This window comes from Streptomyces sp. NPDC060194, from assembly GCF_042728285.1.
In the GTDB taxonomy this organism is placed as follows: domain Bacteria; phylum Actinomycetota; class Actinomycetes; order Streptomycetales; family Streptomycetaceae; genus Streptomyces.
In genome coordinates this window covers 48,300-66,127 of the sequence record NZ_JBHWZH010000014.1, presented here as the reverse complement: position 1 = coordinate 66,127, position 17,828 = coordinate 48,300, and the positions used below count along the sequence as shown (strand labels likewise).

13 protein-coding genes are annotated in these 17,828 nt (G+C 74.1%); 6 read left to right on the top strand and 7 right to left on the bottom strand.

Translation table 11 applies throughout. From position 1 onward, the window contains the following. Positions 1–201: 201 nt before the first annotated feature. From ACFWEG_RS05220 to ACFWEG_RS05200, 5 genes are all read right to left on the bottom strand, one after another. Positions 202–1,230: a DUF5914 domain-containing protein gene (locus ACFWEG_RS05220; RefSeq protein WP_387209380.1), complete on the bottom strand. Its 1,029-nt coding sequence runs from the start codon at positions 1,228–1,230 to the stop codon at positions 202–204. Beyond that, complete coding sequence (locus ACFWEG_RS05215; protein ID WP_387209378.1) at positions 1,227–2,249, bottom strand: phytoene/squalene synthase family protein; 1,023 nt, start codon at positions 2,247–2,249, stop codon at positions 1,227–1,229. Before ACFWEG_RS05215 ends, ACFWEG_RS05220 begins: the two co-directional genes overlap by 4 nt. Further along, positions 2,246–3,781: a phytoene desaturase gene (locus ACFWEG_RS05210; protein WP_387209376.1), complete on the bottom strand. Its 1,536-nt coding sequence runs from the start codon at positions 3,779–3,781 to the stop codon at positions 2,246–2,248. Before ACFWEG_RS05210 ends, ACFWEG_RS05215 begins: the two co-directional genes overlap by 4 nt. Beyond that, on the bottom strand, positions 3,778–5,046 hold the full coding sequence (locus ACFWEG_RS05205; protein WP_387209374.1) for a polyprenyl synthetase family protein: 1,269 nt from the start codon (positions 5,044–5,046) through the stop codon (positions 3,778–3,780). Before ACFWEG_RS05205 ends, ACFWEG_RS05210 begins: the two co-directional genes overlap by 4 nt. A 494-nt stretch (positions 5,047–5,540) precedes the next feature. Then, positions 5,541–5,903, bottom strand: coding sequence for an alpha/beta fold hydrolase (locus ACFWEG_RS05200; protein WP_387209372.1), 363 nt, complete (start codon positions 5,901–5,903; stop codon positions 5,541–5,543). Between the two features lie 338 nt (positions 5,904–6,241). Here ACFWEG_RS05200 and ACFWEG_RS05195 point away from each other — a divergent pair, with 338 nt between their 5' ends. Next, complete coding sequence (locus tag ACFWEG_RS05195) at positions 6,242–6,541, top strand: DUF4235 domain-containing protein (protein ID WP_387209370.1); 300 nt, start codon at positions 6,242–6,244, stop codon at positions 6,539–6,541. A gap of 138 nt (positions 6,542–6,679) precedes the next feature. Next, positions 6,680–8,899 carry an NADP-dependent isocitrate dehydrogenase gene (locus ACFWEG_RS05190; RefSeq protein ID WP_387209368.1) on the top strand — a complete coding sequence of 740 codons (2,220 nt, stop codon included), beginning with the start codon at positions 6,680–6,682 and terminating at the stop codon, positions 8,897–8,899. A gap of 135 nt (positions 8,900–9,034) precedes the next feature. Here ACFWEG_RS05190 and ACFWEG_RS05185 read toward each other — a convergent pair whose 3' ends face one another. Together ACFWEG_RS05185 and ACFWEG_RS05180 are read right to left on the bottom strand one after the other, a co-directional pair. Beyond that, entirely contained in the window at positions 9,035–9,409 is a 375-nt protein-coding gene (locus tag ACFWEG_RS05185; protein ID WP_387209366.1) for a toxin Doc, read from the bottom strand. 3 nt (positions 9,410–9,412) lie between these two features. Continuing rightward, positions 9,413–9,655 (bottom strand): hypothetical protein, encoded by a 243-nt coding sequence (locus ACFWEG_RS05180; protein WP_387209364.1) that lies wholly within the window; start codon positions 9,653–9,655, stop codon positions 9,413–9,415. Positions 9,656–9,797: 142 nt separating this feature from the next. Between ACFWEG_RS05180 and ACFWEG_RS05175 the strand changes: the two genes are divergently transcribed. The 4 genes from ACFWEG_RS05175 to ACFWEG_RS05160 all read left to right on the top strand — a co-directional run bounded on the left by ACFWEG_RS05175 (position 9,798) and on the right by ACFWEG_RS05160 (position 17,732). Continuing rightward, positions 9,798–10,346 carry a 2'-5' RNA ligase family protein gene (locus ACFWEG_RS05175; protein WP_387209386.1) on the top strand — a complete coding sequence of 183 codons (549 nt, stop codon included), beginning with the start codon at positions 9,798–9,800 and terminating at the stop codon, positions 10,344–10,346. 117 nt (positions 10,347–10,463) lie between these two features. Continuing rightward, entirely contained in the window at positions 10,464–10,772 is a 309-nt protein-coding gene (locus ACFWEG_RS05170) for a hypothetical protein (RefSeq protein WP_387209362.1), read from the top strand. A gap of 256 nt (positions 10,773–11,028) precedes the next feature. Further along, positions 11,029–15,360, top strand: coding sequence for a HAMP domain-containing protein (locus ACFWEG_RS05165; RefSeq protein ID WP_387209358.1), 4,332 nt, complete (start codon positions 11,029–11,031; stop codon positions 15,358–15,360). Then, on the top strand, positions 15,357–17,732 hold the full coding sequence (locus ACFWEG_RS05160) for a SpoIIE family protein phosphatase (RefSeq protein WP_387209356.1): 2,376 nt from the start codon (positions 15,357–15,359) through the stop codon (positions 17,730–17,732). Before ACFWEG_RS05165 ends, ACFWEG_RS05160 begins: the two co-directional genes overlap by 4 nt. The last annotated feature ends 96 nt before the right edge of the window (positions 17,733–17,828 follow it).

Here is a 17,828-nt window from a genome sequence, read left to right as displayed (position 1 = left end):
CGGGGGGGCGGGGGCGCGGGCGCCGCTGGGGGGGGGGGGGGGGGGGGGGGGCCGGGGGGGGCGGGGGGCGGGGGGGGGGCCCCCCCCCGGGCCGGTGCTCCGGTGCGGGCGGGCGGCCTGCGCGGTCCGCCCGCTCGCACCATCCCGGCCGGCCCGTAAGGCGTGCCCGGCCCGTAAGGCGTGCACGGTGTCGGCCGGGGCTCAGCCCGGGAACCGGCCGCTGCTGCGCAGCGCGTACCGGCGTTCGGCGTAGGCGATGTCGTCGCGCCAGAGGCGGCCGGCCGCGGCCCGCATCAGGGGGCGCAGGGCCGGGGCGAGGGCGCGGGCGGCGGCGAAGCCGCGGCGCTCGGAGCCGGCGACGACTGCCTCTACGACGAGGGTGCGGGGCCGGCCGTCGGCGTCGTCCCCGAGCGGGGTGGCGTGGGTCTCGACGACCGAACCCTGGCCCTCCCCTTCGGTGATGTGCATGACGACGGTGCGCGGCTCGGGCGCGGTGAACACCGCGCGGACCGGGACCACGACCCGGCCGGCGACCTTGAAGGAGACGTCGACGGCGAACCCGTCGGCGTCGGCGGCGTCGCTGCCGGTGGGGACCTCGGCGACGGTGAGGTCGACGAAGGAGTAGGGGTGGAACCAGGCCCCGTGCCAGGGGTCGAGCCGGTTGGCGACGACGTCGTCCGGTTCGCAGACCCCCGTGGTCTCGTACACGGCGTCGACGGCGGTGGCGGGCATCGGGCGGGCGGGGACCACCGGGCGGTCGAGGGGTTCCTCGCCGCCGACGTGGTCGAGGCGGACCCAGGTGAGGACGCCGTCGTCGAAGGCGGGCCAGGGCTCCCAGCCGGCGAACGGCTTGCCGTTCAGGGCGAGTCCGTGCCAGTGGCAGACCAGGGTGCCGCAGACGACGGGGCTCTCCCGGAGCGGGGCGCCGAGGTGCGGGCAGGCGCCGGGTCCGGCGACGAGCCGGCCGGCCGGGTCCCGCCACAGGACGACCTCGACACCGGCGATCGTGCGGCCGGCCGAGCGCTGGGCGGTGACGTCCCGGGAGGCGCCGACGACGTACCAGTTGCCCGACGGGCGGGCCTGGGCGCGCTTGAGGGCCTCGCCGATGAGGGCCGGCTTGGCGTCGCGCCAGGTGGGGCGCATCCGGTCCCAGGGCACGGGCTGCCGGCGCAGGCTGAGCGGGTAACGGCGGCCCCGGGCGGGTGCCTGCGCGCGCTGACGGTCGGTCATGCGGCCTCCTCGGCGTCCTGGCGGGTGAAGGCGGGGCGGGCGGCCGGGGCGGCGCCTTCGGGGACGGGGCGGTAGCGGTCCTGTGCGGGGGTCCGCAGCCGGTTCGCGGCGATCCGCGCCAGGCCGTCGAGGGCCACGGCGGCCCGGCGGCGGCGCGGGACGACGGCCCGGCGGTGCAGGACGGAGTACCCGTCGTCGGCGACGGCGTCCAGGATGGCGCCGTAGAGGACGAACGCGGTGCGGATGCAGGGGCGGGCCACCGGGTCGAGCATGCGCAGGCCGGGGACGGCCTCGGCGTACACGGAGCGGGTGAGGTCGGCGGCCGCCTTGAGCGCCTCGGTGATGCGCGGGTCGCGGGTGCCGGTGGCGCGGCTCCACAGCAGCAGCCCGCGGTCGACGCCGTGCGCGGCGAGCAGGTCGGCGGGGAGGTAGACGCGGCCGCGGTCGAGGTCCTCGCCGACGTCCCGGATGAAGTTGCTCAGCTGGAAGGCGACGCCGAGGGCGGCGGCCGGCGGTTCGGCCTCCTCGCGGGGGACGACGGTGCCGAGGACGGGGAGCATCTGCAGCCCGATGACGGCCGCCGAGCCGTGCATGTAGGCCCGCAGGTCCGCGTAGGTCGGGTAGTCGGTGACGGTGAGGTCGGCGCGCATCGCGGCCATGAAGTCGGTGAAGTGCTGGTGGTCGATGCCGTACACCGCGGCGGTGTGGGCGAGGGCGCGGACCACCGGCTCGTCGCTGTCGCCGCTGCGCAGGCCGTCGGCGAGGCGGTCCTGGAGGCGGCCGAGTTCGTGGGCGCGCTGGGCGGGGGTGGCGTCGGACTCCAGGTCGTCGACGATGTCGTCGGCCCAGCGGGCGAAGCCGTACAGGGCGTGGACGGCGGGGCGGCGCTCGATCGGGAGCAGCCGGGTGGCGAGGAAGTAGGTCTTGCCGTGCCGGGCGTTGAGGGTGCGGCAGCGGGTGTACGCGTCGCGCAGGGCGGGGTCGGTGATACCGGCCGCGTCGAGTTCGCGAGCGGTCATGAGGCGGTGCCTTTCGCCGGGCGGATCGGGGTGGGGGCGGAGCGACGGGGGGCGTCGGCGCCGGTGATGCGGGCGGCGGCGAGCTTGCCGGAGATCAGCACGGTCGGCACGCCGACGCCGGGGGTGGTGCCGCAGCCGGCGAGGACCGCGTTGGCGGTGCCGCGGACGAGGTTGCGGGGGCGGAACGGGCCGGTCTGCGGGAAGGTGTGCGCGGCCGAGAACGGGGTGCCCGCCGCGTGGCCCTGGGCCGCCCAGTCGACGGGCGTGACCATGGTCTCGTGCTCGATGGCGTCCTCGACGCCGGTCATCCCGCGGGCTTCGAGGACGGAGAGGATCGAGTCCCGGTAGCGGGGCGCGAGTTGGCCCCACGCCTGGAGGTCGGGGCCGACCTCGGTGTTGGGGCAGGGCGCGAGGACGTAGTGCAGGTGGTGGCCCGGCGGGGCGAGGGCGGGGTCGGAGGCGGTCGGGCGGGTGATGAGCAGCGACGGGTCGCTCATCAGGTCCCCGGTGCGGGTCAGTTCGTGGAAGGTGCTCTTCCAGGCAGCGCCGAACGAGATGGTGTGGTGGGCGAGTTCGGGCCAGGTGCGGTCGGTGCCGAGGTGGAGGACGACGGCCGACGGGGAGTGCCGCAGCGCGAGCGGGCGCCTGGGGGCGTGGCCGAGCAGCCCGTAGGTGACCGGCAGGTCGGGAGTGAGGACGACGGCGTCGCAGGGGATGCGGTCGTGGTCGGTGACGACGGCGGTGATCCGGTCGCCGCTGCGCTCCAGACGGGTGACGTCCGTGCCGTAGTGGAAGGTCGCGCCCGCGTCGGCGGCGGCGTCGGCCATGGCCTGGGGCAGGGCGTGCATGCCGCCGCGGGGGAAGTAGACGCCGGCGATGGTGTCCATGTACGCGATGACGGCGTAGGCGGCGAGCGCGCGGGCGGGGGGCACGCCGGCGTAGAGGGCCTGGAAGGAGAAGACGCGCTGGAGGCGCTCGTCGTGGACGAAGCGGCCGATGGCGTGGTCGAGGCGGCCGAACGCGCCGAGGGCGGCGAGCCGGGCGAGGTCGGGGTGGAGGAGCTGGAGGGGGGAGTCGAAGTTGGCGTCGATGAACTTGTTCATCTGGGCGCGGTACAGCTTCTCCAGCCAGACCCTCAGCCGCCGGTAGCCGACGGCCTCGCGGGCGCCGGCGAACCGTTCGACCTCGGCCTCCATGGCCTCGGCGCCGGTGTGCACGTCGAGGGTGCTGCCGTCGGCGAAGTTCGCCCGGTAGGCGGGGTGCAGCGGGATGAGGTCGAGGCGTTCGGTGAGCTTGTCGCCGACGGCGGCGAAGGCGTCCTCGACGAGGTCGGGCATGGTGAGCACCGTGGGGCCGGTGTCGATGCGGTAGCCGCCGTGGTCGAGGCGGCCGGCGCGGCCGCCGGGCAGCGCGTCGCGTTCGACGACGGTCACCCGGCGGCCTGCGCCGAGGAGGTGGAGGGCGGCGGACAGGCCCGCGAGTCCGGCGCCGACCACCACCACGTGGTCACTGGGTCCGGGGACGGTCTTCACCGGGGGTCTCCTTCGGGGGTGGTGCACAACAGCAGGACGGGCTCGGGCGGTTCGGTGTGCTCGCGGGCCCGGAGGTCGGGGGTGACGAGCTGGTCGACGGGGTCGGTCCGGTCGGCGGGCGCGGGCTCCGGGGCGGTCGCCGCCTCGCCGCCGGACTCCGCCGGCGCCCCGGCGACGGCCCGGAGCAGGGCCCGCAGGCGGCGGGCGGCGGCGGGCTCGACGGCGGCGGCCGTGAGGTGCCGCATGCTCTGGGCGACCAGGCGGTCGATCTTCGTCTCGACGACGGCGCGGGCGCCGGTCTCGGTGAGGACGGCCTGGACCCGGGCGAGGCCCTCGGCGTCGAGGCCGGCGTCGCCGACGCTCCGTTCCAGGAGGTCGCGGGCGCCGGGGACGCCGCCGGCCCGGGCGCGGGCGATGGCCATCAAATAGGTGTGCTTGCCCTCGCGGACGTCCTCCCCGACCGGTTTGCCGGTGCGGCGGGGATCGCCGAAGACGCCGTGGAGGTCGTCGCGGAGTTGGAAGGCGATGCCCGCGCAGCGGCCGGCGGAGCGGAGCGCGGCGGTGGTGGCCTCGTCGGCGCCGGCGAGCGCGGCGCCGAGCGCGAGGGGGCGCTCGACGGAGTAGAGCGCGCTCTTGAGGCAGGCGGTGCGCACCGCCTGGGCCGGGGAACGGGAGCCGGTGGCCTGGCCGTGCAGGTCGAGGTACTGGCCGGCGACCATCTCGGTGCGCATCTCGCGCCACTGCTCGCGGATCCGGCGGCGGGCGGCGGCCGGCAGGTCGAGGTCGGCGACGAGGTCGTCGGCCCAGGCGAGCGCGAGGTCGCCGACGAGGATGGCGGCGGCCCGTCCGAACGGTTCGGCGCCGCCGGCCGATCCGGTGACGCCGTACTGGGCGTCGAGGGAGGCGTGGACGGCGGCGGCGCCGCGCCGCACCGGGGAGCCGTCCATCACGTCGTCGTGCACGAGCGCGCAGGTCTGGATCAGTTCGAGGCCGGCGGCGAGCCGCAGCGCGGCCTCCGTCTCCTCGGCGTTGCGGCCTCCGCCGCCGGCCCGCAGCCCCCACCACAGGAACTGGGAGCGCATCCGCTTGCCGCCGTCGAGGGTGAAGCGGGCGACGCGCGCGGCGACGTCGCGGGCGAACAGCTCGTCGGTGGCGGCGGCCCGGGCGACCCTCTCGTGCAGCAGCCGGGCCAGTTCCGCCCCGACGGCGGCGGGGACGTCCGCGTCGACCCGGTGCGCCTCCACCGGACCGGCCGCTCCCGGCACGGCGGATCCGGGGCGCTCGTGGGACGTACCGGGACCGGGTTCCGGCCGCTGACCTGCGGCGGGAGGTTCCTGCACCCGGGTGCGGGGCATTCGCACGTCCTTTCCTGACGTCGAACGGATGGCTTTCACCGCTCCTTCCGCCAGTCGGGGCCGGTCGGATGCGGTGTGACGCGTGCAACCTTCCCGAGGGGCGGGAAGCGGAACATCGGCAGTTGGTTGACCGTTCATCTGTATGTGGGTACGGAGTGACCGAGTGCCCCGGTGGCGTTTCCCCCGACGCCCCGGCGAGCCCGACCGGCCGAACCATTCCTCGCGGCAACCCCCTTCCGCTCGCGAGGCGGCCGCCCTCCGCGACCCGCATCGGACGCCCCGGCCGGCCTCCCCCGACCGGTCGGGGCTCGTCCGTATGCGCGACGCTAATCCGCCCACCCCGCGCCGTGGGCGACGGCGCGCCGGAAGCGGCGCACGCGACCCGGGTCGGCCAACCATAACCCTCAGGTACAGGGTGAGAGTCGGAATGTCCGGCGCCCGGACACTCCGTCAGATCCTGCCGGACGGAGCGCCGTCCCGGAGGGCCGTTGCGAGGATCCGGCGAGGAACCGGGTGACGGCGCGGACGAAGAGGCCGGGGTCGTCGAGCCACGGGAAGTGGCCCGTCGCGGGAAGGACCGCCACCTCGGCTCGGGGTATCAGCCGGGCGACCTCCGCGGCGACGCGGGGCCGCGGCCCGCCGTCCAGCTCCCCGGCGAGCAGCAGGACCGGGGCGTCGAGGCGGGCGAGGGCGGCGCGGGTCGCGGCCGGGTCGAAGGCGCCGGGAGCGGCGTACACCTCGCCTGCCTCGTCGTTCGACTGCGGCACGCTCGTCGCCGCGTGGCGGCGGGCCGCGGCGTCCCACCGGCCGTAGAAGAACGGCCCGATCGCGTCCCAGTCGGCATCGGCATCCGATCCGGCCCAGATCCGCAGGTATGCCGCGTGAGCGTGCTCGAACCGTCGGGAGCGGTGAACCGGTGCATGGCGGCATCCTCGGCGGTGCGCGGTGATCTCCGCAAGGCGTTTCGGTGCGGCGGCCAGGGGTACGGGTCCGGCCCGTCCGCCCCGCATAGGCCGGGAGCGAGCGGACAGGTGTCCTGCAGTTCCGGCCGGTCGGCCGGAGGGAGTACAGGGGGGCCGGCGGCCGCCCGGAGGAGGAGAGTCCGATGGCGAAGAAGAAGTCCGCGAAGCTGCCCCTGGCGTACAAGCCGGTCGGATTCGCGCTCGGCTGGGCGGGCGGTGCCGTCGCGGCGGCGCTGTTCCAGCAGGCGTGGAAGGCCATCAGGAACGAGGACGACGCACCCGACGCGCTGGACCGCGACCGCGGCTGGGGCGAGGTCCTGCTCGCCGCGACCGTTCAGGGCGCGATCTTCGGCCTGGTGCGCGGGGCCGTCGACCGCTCCGGCGCCGCGATCGTCCAGAAGGCCACGGGCACGTGGCCGGGCGACGGCGACGGCCGGGACTGAGGGGCGGGCCGCGGGGGCGGGGCTCCCCCTCCCTCACCGCCCGGCCGGGCGGGCTCCCCGCGGGGCCCTTGTCGAGTCGGCACCGGTCACCGGATATCTTGATGTCAAGCAATGTTGCAGACGTGGAGCGGAGTACCGGTGACTGACTCGACCATCATCTACACCCACACCGACGAGGCCCCGGCCCTCGCGACGTATTCGTTCCTGCCGGTCGTCCAGGCGTACGCCTCGACCGCTGGGGTCGGCGTGGAGACCCGCGACATCTCGCTCGCGGGCCGGATCATCGCGAGCTTCCCCGAGTACCTGGAGGAGGGCCAGCGCATCGACGACGCCCTCGCCGAGCTCGGTGAGCTGGCGAAGACCCCCGGCGCGAACATCATCAAGCTGCCGAACGTCTCGGCCTCCATCCCGCAGCTCAAGGCCGCCGTCGCCGAGCTCCAGGAGCAGGGCTACGCGCTTCCGGACTATCCGGACGACCCGAAGACCGACGAGGAGCGCGACATCCGCGCCCGCTACGACAAGGTCAAGGGCAGCGCCGTGAACCCGGTGCTGCGCGAGGGCAACTCCGACCGCCGCGCGCCGGCCTCGGTGAAGAACTACGCCAAGGCCCACCCGCACCGCATGGGCGCCTGGACGGCCGACTCGAAGACGAACGTCGCCACCATGGGCGAGAACGACTTCCGCTCCACCGAGAAGTCCGCGGTCGTCCCCGCGGACGGCTCGCTGCGCATCGAGCTGGTCGGCGACGACGGCACCACCACCGTGCTGCGCGAGTCCGTCCCCGTCCTCGCCGGCGAGGTCGTCGACGCCTCCGTGATGCGCGTCGCCGCGCTGCGCGAGTTCCTGACCGCGCAGATCGCCCGCGCGAAGGCGGAGGACGTGCTGTTCTCCGTGCACCTCAAGGCCACGATGATGAAGGTCTCCGACCCGATCGTCTTCGGCCACGTCGTGCGCGCCTTCTTCCCGAAGACGTTCGCCGCCTACGGCGAGACGCTCGCCGCGGCGGGCCTGAGCCCGAACGACGGCCTGGGCGGCATCTTCAAGGGCCTGGACGCGCTCGCCGACGGCGCCGCCGTCAAGGAGTCCTTCGAGGCCGAGCTGGCCGAGGGCCCCGCGCTCGCGATGGTCGACTCCGACCGCGGCATCACCAACCTGCACGTGCCGAGCGACGTCATCGTCGACGCCTCGATGCCCGCCATGATCCGCACCTCGGGCCACATGTGGGGCCCCGACGGCAACGAGGCCGACACCCTCGCCGTGCTGCCCGACAGCAGCTACGCCGGCGTCTACCAGGTCGTCATCGACGACTGCCGTGCCAACGGCGCCTTCGACCCGGCCACGATGGGCTCCGTCCCGAACGTCGGCCTCATGGCGCAGAAGGCCGAGGAGTACGGCAGCCACGACAAGACCTTCGAGATCCCGGCCACCGGCACCGTCCGCGTCGTCGACGCGACCGGCACCGCGGTCCTGGAGCAGACGGTCGGTGCGGGCGACATCTTCCGCATGTGCCAGACCAAGGACCTGCCGATCCAGGACTGGGTCAAGCTGGCCGTCACCCGCGCCCGCGCCACCGGCACCCCGGCGGTGTTCTGGCTGGACGAGACCCGCGCCCACGACGCCAACCTGATCGCCAAGGTGAACGCGTACCTGCCGGAGCACGACACCGAGGGCCTGGACATCCGGATCCTGGCGCCGGCCGAGGCGACCGCGTTCTCCCTGGAGCGCATCCGCCGCGGCGAGGACACCATCTCGGTGACCGGCAACGTGCTGCGCGACTACCTCACCGACCTGTTCCCGATCCTGGAGCTGGGCACCAGCGCCAAGATGCTGTCGGTGGTGCCGCTGATGAACGGCGGCGGCCTGTTCGAGACGGGCGCCGGCGGCTCCGCCCCGAAGCACGTCCAGCAGCTGGTCAAGGAGAACTACCTGCGCTGGGACAGCCTGGGCGAGTTCCTCGCGCTGGCCGTCAGCTTCGAGCACCTGGCCACCACGACGGGCAACGCGCGCGCCCAGGTGCTCGCCGACACCCTCGACCGCGCCACGGGCACCTTCCTCAACGAGGACAAGTCGCCCAGCCGCAAGCTCGGCGGGATCGACAACCGCGGCAGCCACTTCTACCTGGCGCTGTACTGGGCGCAGGAGCTGGCGAAGCAGACGGACGACGCGCAGCTCGCGGAGGCGTTCGGGCCGCTGGCGAAGACCCTCGCCGAGAACGAGGAGACGATCGTCGGCGAGCTGATCGCCGTCCAGGGCTCGCCCGCCGAGATCGGCGGCTACTACCAGCCCGACCCGGCGAAGGCGTCGGCGATCATGCGGCCGTCGGCCACGCTGAACGAGGCGCTGGCGCAGCTCGGCTAGTACGCAAGGGGTCCGCTGAGGGCCTTGACGACGGATTCCGCCCCGGTCGGCTCACTGCCCGGCCGGGGCGGAGCCGTGCCCTGAGACGTGTCGGGGTCCGGCGGAGGGGGGCCCGGGGGCCGTACGGCCGGTGCGTCAGATGCGCCAGGAGCGGATGCTGTCGGCCGCGGCGAAGACGTCGGCCTTCTCCGCGCGCAACTCCTTGGCCAGCTCCACGAGTTCGCCGTACGGGGCGTCCAGGCCCTCGCCGCTCGCGTGCATGTAGGCGATCGTCACCGCGCAGGCGAACCGGACGTTGTACGCGGGCAGCGGCCGGAGCAGCAGCAGGGTGTGCAGCAGTGCGGCCGCGCGCCAGGCGGGGTCGGAGTCGACGCCGAGGCGCGGCGGGTCGACACGGTGCCGGGCGACGGCGGCGACCAGGGCCGAGAAGTCGGATATGACCGGTGAGTCGGGCAGCACGGCCTCGTGCTGCTGGAGCAGCCAGCGGACGTCGATGTAGAGGATCGGCATGGGTCAGGCGGCCCGGCCCGTCGCGGGGCCGTCGTCGATGCCGGCTTCGGCGATCGCGGCGGCGAGGTCCGGGTCGTTGAACACGCGGCGGAACGCCTCCGCGCCGTCCTTGAGCGCCCGGTGGTGGGTGATGGCCTCGACGGCGGACGCGCGCACGAAGGCCTTCATGGTCATGCCGCGCTCGCGGGCGATCTCCCGGATCTCCTCGAGCTCCTGATCGGCGAAGTCCACGTTGAGTGCTGACATGGGTCAACGGTACCGCTCGGGTACCGCGTTGCCCATCGACACTGGTGGGAGCGCAGGAGTTCGGGTACCGCGCCGGTGTGCGGGGTGCGGCCGCGTGCCATCATGGCCGGTTGTGGACGACGACCCGGCACCGTACGACGACATGGCGCCGGACGACGGCGCCACCGGGTGGCCGGACGTGGTCGGGGACACGGCGCTGACGATCCAGCTCCCCGAGGCCGACCCTCTGGTGCGCGGGGAGGTGCCCGCGCACATCACCGTGCTGTACCCGTTCCTGCACGTCAGCCGGATCGACGCGGCGGTCGACGGAGAGCTGCGGGCGCTGTTCGGCCGGCACACGGCGTTCGAGCTGGTCCTTGCGGAGTTCCGGCGGTACCCGGGGGTGCTGTACCTGGCCCCGGAGCCGGCGGCTCCGATCGGCGCGCTGACCGCGGAGCTCACCGCGCGCTGGCCCGAGGCCGTGCCGTACCGGGGGATCTTCGGCGGTGACGGCCTGGATCCGCATCTGACGGTCGCGAACGACGAGGGGCCGGAGACCTGGCGGGCGGCCTACGACGCGCTGGAGGCGCGGCTCGCCCCGCTGCTGCCGCTGCGGGTCGGGGTGTCCGGTGTGCGGCTGATCGTGCGGGAGGCGGAGGGCTGGCGGGACGCGACCCGCTATCCCCTGGGGGCCTCCTTGGGCGTCCCCTAGGGGATTGTCGCGCGTTTCCTCGGGGTTTCCCGTGCCGTCGCCGACGCTCGAACCATGCCGTGACGGGGAACACTCCGAGGATCAGGGAGCCGAACACGCAGGGGGAAGGCGGACCGCATGATCGAGCGACTGAGGAAGCTCTTCGAACTGCCCTACCGGCCCCCCGGACCGGTGCAGGAGCGGCGGCCCGAGCAGCACAACCTCTTCGAGGCGGCGGCGGCCTACGTCGCGGCGTGCGCCGAGGACGACCCGGAGCGCAGCGAGGAGGCGGCGTCGTGGACCTCGCCCGAGGCGCTGTCGTTCGGGGTCAGTGAGCTGGCCTGCCGGGCGGTGATCCTGCTGGCCCGCGAGCGGAACGAGTCGCCGCAGACCGTCGCGCGCTCGCTGCTCGGGCTGCCGCGGGTGGCGGGCCAGGCCTCGCCGTAGGCGCGCAGGTCACGGCCGACGCTCCGGCGTGCGCCCGCTGTCCGGTGCGTCCGCCCGGTGCGGCCGGCGGTGGTGACATCCGTGCCGATCCGGTGGGCGTACGGCGCGTCCCGTCGTCCGTACCGGTCATCCGTCGGCGGCGCCGGGTCATGACAACATGTCCCCGGAGCGCCCGTTCGGACATGTGCTGGCGATCTCCGTGGCACCGCCTGGGACAGCGGGGGTGCGCGACCCATGGGATCGGCAAGGGGTGGAGATGGCCAACACGGCGAGTACCGGTGCGGACACCGGTCGGCGGGCGGTTGCGCGCGGCAAGGGCGGTACGAACGGGCAGGTCGGCGAGCCCGAGCTGCGGCAGCTGCTGGCCGGTCTCACGGCCGTGCGCGACGGCGACTTCGGCACCCGGCTGCCCGCGGACAGCCAGGGGCTGCTCGGGGAGATCGCGTCGGTCTTCAACGGCATGGTCGACCAGCTGTCGCTGTTCACCTCCGAGGTGACGCGCGTGGCCCGGGAGGTCGGCACCGAGGGCCGGCTCGGCGGGCAGGCGCACGTGCCCGGCGTGGACGGGACCTGGAAGGACCTGACCGACTCCGTCAACGCGATGGCCGGCAACCTCACCACGCAGGTGCGTGACATCGCGGAGGTGGCGACGGCGGTGGCGCGGGGCGACCTGTCGCAGAAGATCACCGTGGACGCGCGCGGCGAGATCCACGAGCTCAAGAACACCATCAACACGATGGTCGACGAGCTCTCCTCGTTCGCCGACGAGGTGACCCGCGTGGCCCGCGAGGTGGGCACCGACGGGCGTCTCGGCGGGCAGGCGCAGGTACCGGGCGTCGGCGGCACCTGGCGCGACCTCACCGACTCGGTGAACTTCATGGCCGGCAACCTCACCGCGCAGGTGCGGTCCATCGCCCAGGTGGCCACCGCGGTCGCGCAGGGCGATCTGACCCGCAAGATCGACGTGGACGCCCGGGGCGAGATCCTGGAGCTGAAGACGACCATCAACACGATGGTCGACCAGCTCTCGTCGTTCGCCGCCGAGGTCACCCGCGTGGCCCGCGAGGTGGGCACGGAGGGCCGGCTCGGCGGGCAGGCGGACGTGAAGGGCGTCTCGGGCACCTGGAAGGACCTCACCGAGTCGGTGAACGTCATGGGCGACAACCTCACCGCGCAGGTGCGGTCGATCGCCCAGGTCACGACCGCGGTCGCCGAGGGCGACCTCTCGCAGAAGATCACCGTGGACGCCCGCGGGGAGATCCTGGAGCTGAAGACCACCATCAACACGATGGTCGACCAGCTCTCCGCGTTCGCCGACGAGGTGACCCGGGTGGCCCGCGAGGTGGGCACCGAGGGCAACCTGGGCGGGCAGGCGACCGTCCGGGGTGTCTCGGGCACGTGGAAGGACCTGACCGACAACGTCAACGTGATGGCGTCGAACCTCACCAGCCAGGTGCGCTCCATCGCCCAGGTGGCCACGGCGGTGGCCCGCGGCGACCTGTCGCAGAAGATCACCGTCGAGGCGAAGGGCGAGGTCGCCGCGCTCGCCGGGGTGATCAACACGATGGTGACGACGCTGTCGGCGTTCGCCGACGAAGTGACCCGGGTGGCCCGCGAGGTGGGCACCGAGGGCATGCTCGGCGGCCAGGCGCAGGTGCCGAACGTGGCCGGCACCTGGAAGGACCTGACCGACAACGTCAACTCCATGGCGAACAACCTGACCAACCAGGTGCGCAACATCGCCCAGGTGACCACGGCGGTCGCCGAGGGCGACCTGACCCGCAAGATCGACGTGGACGCGCGCGGCGAGATCCTGGAGCTGAAGACGACCATCAACACGATGGTCGACCAGCTCTCGTCGTTCGCCGCCGAGGTCACCCGCGTGGCCCGCGAGGTGGGCAGCGAGGGGCGGCTCGGCGGGCAGGCGGAGGTCGAGGGCGTCTCGGGCACCTGGAAGCGGCTGACGGAGAACGTCAACGAGCTGGCCGGGAACCTCACGCGGCAGGTGCGGGCGATCGCCGAGGTGACCAGCGCGGTCGCCGAGGGCGACCTGACCCGGTCGATCACCGTGGAGGCCTCGGGCGAGGTGTCCGAGCTCAAGGACAACATCAACTCGATGGTGGAGTCCCTGCGCGAGACCACCCGCGCCAACCAGGAGCAGGACTGGCTGAAGACCAACCTGGCCCGGATCTCGGGGCTGATGCAGGGCCGCCGGGACCTCACGGTCGTCGCCGAGCTGATCATGGACGAGCTGACGCCGCTGGTCAGCGCCCAGTACGGCGGCTTCTACCTGGCTCAGGATGCCCCCGGCGGCCCGGAGCTGCGGCTGATCGCCTCCTACGGGCGGCCCGACGACGCCGACGGGGCGGACCGCCCGGTGCGGTTCCGGATGGGGCAGTCGCTGGTGGGCCAGGCGGCCCGCAGCCGCAAGACCATCGCGGTGGACGACCTGCCGGCGAACTACGTCACCATCTCCTCCGGTCTCGGCTCGACCAGCGCCACCAGCCTGCTCGTGCTGCCGATCGCGGTCGAGGACCAGGTGCTCGGGGTGATCGAGCTGGCGTCGGTCTCGGCGTTCACGCAGGTGCACCGGGACTTCCTGGACCAGCTGATGGAGACCGTGGGCGTCAACGTCAACACCATCGTGGCGAACGCGCGGACCGACGAGCTCCTCGGCGAGTCGCAGCGGCTCGCGGCGGAGCTGCAGGCCCGGTCGGGCGAACTCCAGGTGCGGCAGGAGGAGTTGCAGAACTCCAACGCCGAGCTGGAGGAGAAGGCGGCGCTGCTCGCGACGCAGAACCGGGACATCGAGACGAAGAACCTGGAGATCGAGCAGGCCCGCCAGGAGCTGGAGGAGCGGGCGCGGCAGCTGTCGCTGGCGTCGAAGTACAAGTCGGAGTTCCTGGCCAACATGAGCCACGAGCTGCGCACCCCGCTCAACAGCCTGCTGATCCTGGCCCAGTTGCTGTCGCAGAACCCGTCGCGCAACCTCACGCCGAAGCAGGTCGAGTACGCCGGGGTGATCCACTCGGCGGGCTCCGACCTGCTGCAGCTGATCAACGACATCCTCGACCTGTCGAAGGTCGAGGCGGGCAAGATGGACATCAACCCCGAACGGCTGCCGCTGCGGCGCCTGTTGGACTACGTCGAGGCCACGTTCCGGCCGATGACCGTCCAGAAGGGGCTCGACTTCCAGATCAGCGTCGCGCCGTCCGTTCCGGAGGAACTGGTCACGGACGACTCGCGGTTGCGCCAGGTGCTGCGCAACCTCCTGTCCAACGCTGTGAAGTTCACCGAGAGCGGCGCGGTGGAGCTGCGGATCGCGCCGGCCGCCGAGACGGACCTGCCGCACTCGCTGCGCCCGCACGGCCCGGCGCTCGCCTTCCGGGTCCTCGACACCGGGATCGGCATCGCCGAGCAGCAACTCGACGTCATCTTCGGCGCGTTCCAGCAGGCGGACGGCACGACGAGCCGCAAGTACGGCGGCACGGGGCTCGGTCTGTCGATCAGCCGGGAGATCGCGCACCTGCTCGGCGGCTCGATCCACGCGGCGAGCACGGTCGGCGAGGGCAGCGTGTTCACGCTCTACCTGCCGGTCGCCCGGTTCGAGGCCGACGGCGGCGAAACGGGCCGTCCGCACGGCTTGGAGGACGGCCTGGACGGGGTGGCGGCGGCCGTGCAGCCGAGTTCCACCCCGGCGCTCCCCCAGCAGCGCCGGCTCCTGGTGATCGAGGGGCGGCCGCACGGGCTGCTCTCGCTGGTCGCCGACAGCGCGGTGGCGGAGCTGTCCGAGGGGCGCGGCCACGCCGACCCGCGCGGACCGGTGCGCGTGCGGACCGTGGTGGGGCCGGAGGAGGCGGCGTCCGTGCTCGCCTCCGAGCCCGCCCACTGCGTGGTCCTGGAGCTGGACATGCCCGACAACGCGGCGCTGCGCTTCCTGCACGCGCTCGACGGTGACCCGGCGCTGCGCCAGGTGCCGGTCCTCGCCCATCACACCCGGCGCCTCGACCCGCAGACGGAGCGGCTGCTGCAGGAGCGGGCGAGGATCGAGCCGCTCGAACTGCTGCCGAGCCTCGACGAGTTGCGCGAGCGCATCGCGCTGCACCTGACGGCCGACACCCCCGGTGACGTGCTGCCGCTGGTGCGCCCGCTGGTGCCCAGCCAGTCGGCGGGCGCGGCACCGGTGGAGGAACTGCCGGCCGCCGACGACGACCTGGCGGGGCGTACGGCGCTGGTCGTCGACGACGACGCGCGGAACGTCTTCGCGATCACCGGGATGCTGGAGCTGCACGGCATGCACGTGCTGCACGCCGACAACGGCCGCAAGGGCATCGAGGCGCTGGCCCGCAGCGGCGGCGTCGACCTGATCCTGATGGACGTGATGATGCCGGAGATGGACGGCTACGCGGCGACCGCGGCGATCCGCGCGATGCCGGAGTACGCGGAGCTGCCGATCATCGCGGTGACCGCGAAGGCGATGGAGGGCGACCGGGCCAAGTCGCTGGCGGCCGGGGCGAGCGACTACATCACCAAGCCGGTCGACGCGGGCGCGCTGGTGGCCTGCATGCGCCGCTGGCTGAAGCGATGACGGCCGCAGGGGGGCGGGAGGCGCCGGCGCGGAGCGGCGCGGGGGACGCCGCCGAGGTCGACCGCACGGTCGAGACGCTGGCGTCCCTCGTCGACGAGCTGCGCGGGGAGGTGGGGCGGGCGCGCGCGGAGGCGGACGTGCGGGTGCTCGTGGGCATCGCGACCGGCATCCTCGTCGAGCGCGGGCACGGCGGCCCCGCCGAGGCCGCCCGCCGGCTGAAGGAGCTGGCCGCCACCACGCAGGTCCCGGTGCCGGAGCTGGCCGCGGACATCGTCCACGCGACGGCCGACGACCCGGTGGCCGAGGCGCTGCCGGGCCGGCTGCCCCGGCAGGCGGGGCAGGGCAGGGCGCCGGCGGAGGTGACCCAGGTGCGGGCGGCGGAGGCCGGCGCGCTGGGCGGCGACGCGCAGGCGGCCGCGGAGTCCCTGCTCACGCAGGCGCTCGCCCCGCTGGGCGCCACCGGGCTCGCGATCTGGGCGGCGCGCGGGCAGGGGGCGCTGACCCTGGCCGGTCAGGCCGGTTTCCCGGCCGTGGAGGCGGACGCCTGGCGGTCGGTGCCGCCGGGGGCGGGCACCCTCGCCCAGCGGGCGCTGGCCGAGCGGGGCCCGCAGTGGTTCGGCAAGCTGCCGGCCGACGCGCTCGGCATCGGCTGCCGCGAGGGGCACACCGGCGGGGCGCGGGCGCTGCTCCCGGCACAGGTCGGGGGCCGCTACCTGGGGGTCCTGGAGGTGTGCTGGCCGCACCCCCAGCCGCCGCTGTCCGCGGTCGCCGAGCGGCAGCTCGACGCGCTCGCCGAGGTGTGCGCGCACACCCTCTCCAGCGCGGACATGGACGGCACCGCCGACGAGCTGCCCGGCGGCACGGTCCGCCGGCTCGTCGACCTGGCGGACGGGCTGCTCGATCCGGCGATGGTCCTCCAGCCGCTCCTCGACGACCACGGCGCCGTCGTCGACTTCCGGATCGCGTACGCCAACCGGCACTTCAGCGACCTGGCGGGCCGCAGCCGGGCCGCACTCACCGGCTCGCGCCTCCTGGAGGCGTACCCGCTGATGGTCCATCCGGGCGGGCTCTACGAGCAGGCGCTGCGGGTGCACGCCACCGGGGAGCCGTTCCGGGCCGAGCGGATGGTGCTGAGCGCGGCGGTGGAGCAGGTGTCGATCTCGGCGGTGGCCGCGGTCGGGATAGGGCGCTACGGCGACGTGGTGCTGCTGAGCTGGCGGATCGAGGACGAGGCGACGCGGCTGGCCGCGCTGCTCGGGCACGCGCAGCGGCTGGGCCGGTTCGGCGGGTTCGAGGAGAACACCGTCTCGGGCGAGGTGCTGTGGAACAACCAGCTCTTCGACCTCTACGGGCTGCCGCGCACCGCGCACCCGGTGCCGATCGAGCAGCTGCACCACCACGCGCACCCGGACGACGCGGTGGCCATCGGCCGGTTCGTACGCCAGCTGCTGCACCACCGGCGGCCGACGTCGACCGCGTTCCGGCTGCAGCGGCGGGACGGGGTGGTGCGGCACATCCGGATCGTCGCCGAGCCGGTGCTCGATCCGGCGGGTCACCTGGTGGCCGTACGGGGTGCGTACCAGGACGTGTCGTCCCAGCACTGGACGGAGGTGGCGCTCGCGGCCACCCGGGACCGGCTCGCGGACACCGAGGAGCGGGCGGACGAGCGCAACCGGCTCGCCCTCCAGCTCCAGCAGGCGATCATGCCGCCGGCCCGGGCGCCGATCGACGCCTCGGGGCTGCGGGCCGCGGTCCGCTACCGGCCGGCCGAGACCGAGCACCTGGTGGGCGGCGACTGGTACGACACGGTGGTCATGCCGAACAAGCAGGTGCTGCTCGTGGTCGGCGACGTGGCCGGGCACGGGATCGAGGCGGCGACCGGGATGGTCGTGCTGCGCAACGCGCTGCGGGGCCTCGCGGCCACGGGGGCGGGCCCGGCGCAGCTGATGGGCTGGCTGAACACCGTCGCCCACCACCTGACGGCGCAGGTGACGGCGACGGCGATCTGCGGTCTGTACGACTCGGAGACGCGGACCCTGCGGTGGGCGAGGGCCGGGCACCCGCCGCCGGTGCTGGTGCGGGACGGGGCCGCGTCCGCGCTCTCGATGCCGCGCGGCATCCTGCTGGGCGCGATCGGGGAGGCGACGTACGACGAGCACCGGATCACGCTGGAGCACGGCGACCGGCTGCTGATGTACACCGACGGGCTGATCGAGCGGCGCGACCGGTCGATGGAGCGGTCGATGGAGCAGCTGCTGGAGGTGGCGGGGGCGCAGGTGCCGAACCTGGAGGAGCACCTGGACCGGCTGCTCACGCACAGCCGGTCCGACACCGACGACGACACCTGTCTGATCGGGGTGCAGCTGCACTGAGCGGCGGCGTGGCGGGCCGCCGCCGCACCTCGCGTCGGCGTGGGGACGCCGCCGGCGCGAGGTGTCGTGGCTCGGTGCGGCCGGGGCTCGACGCGG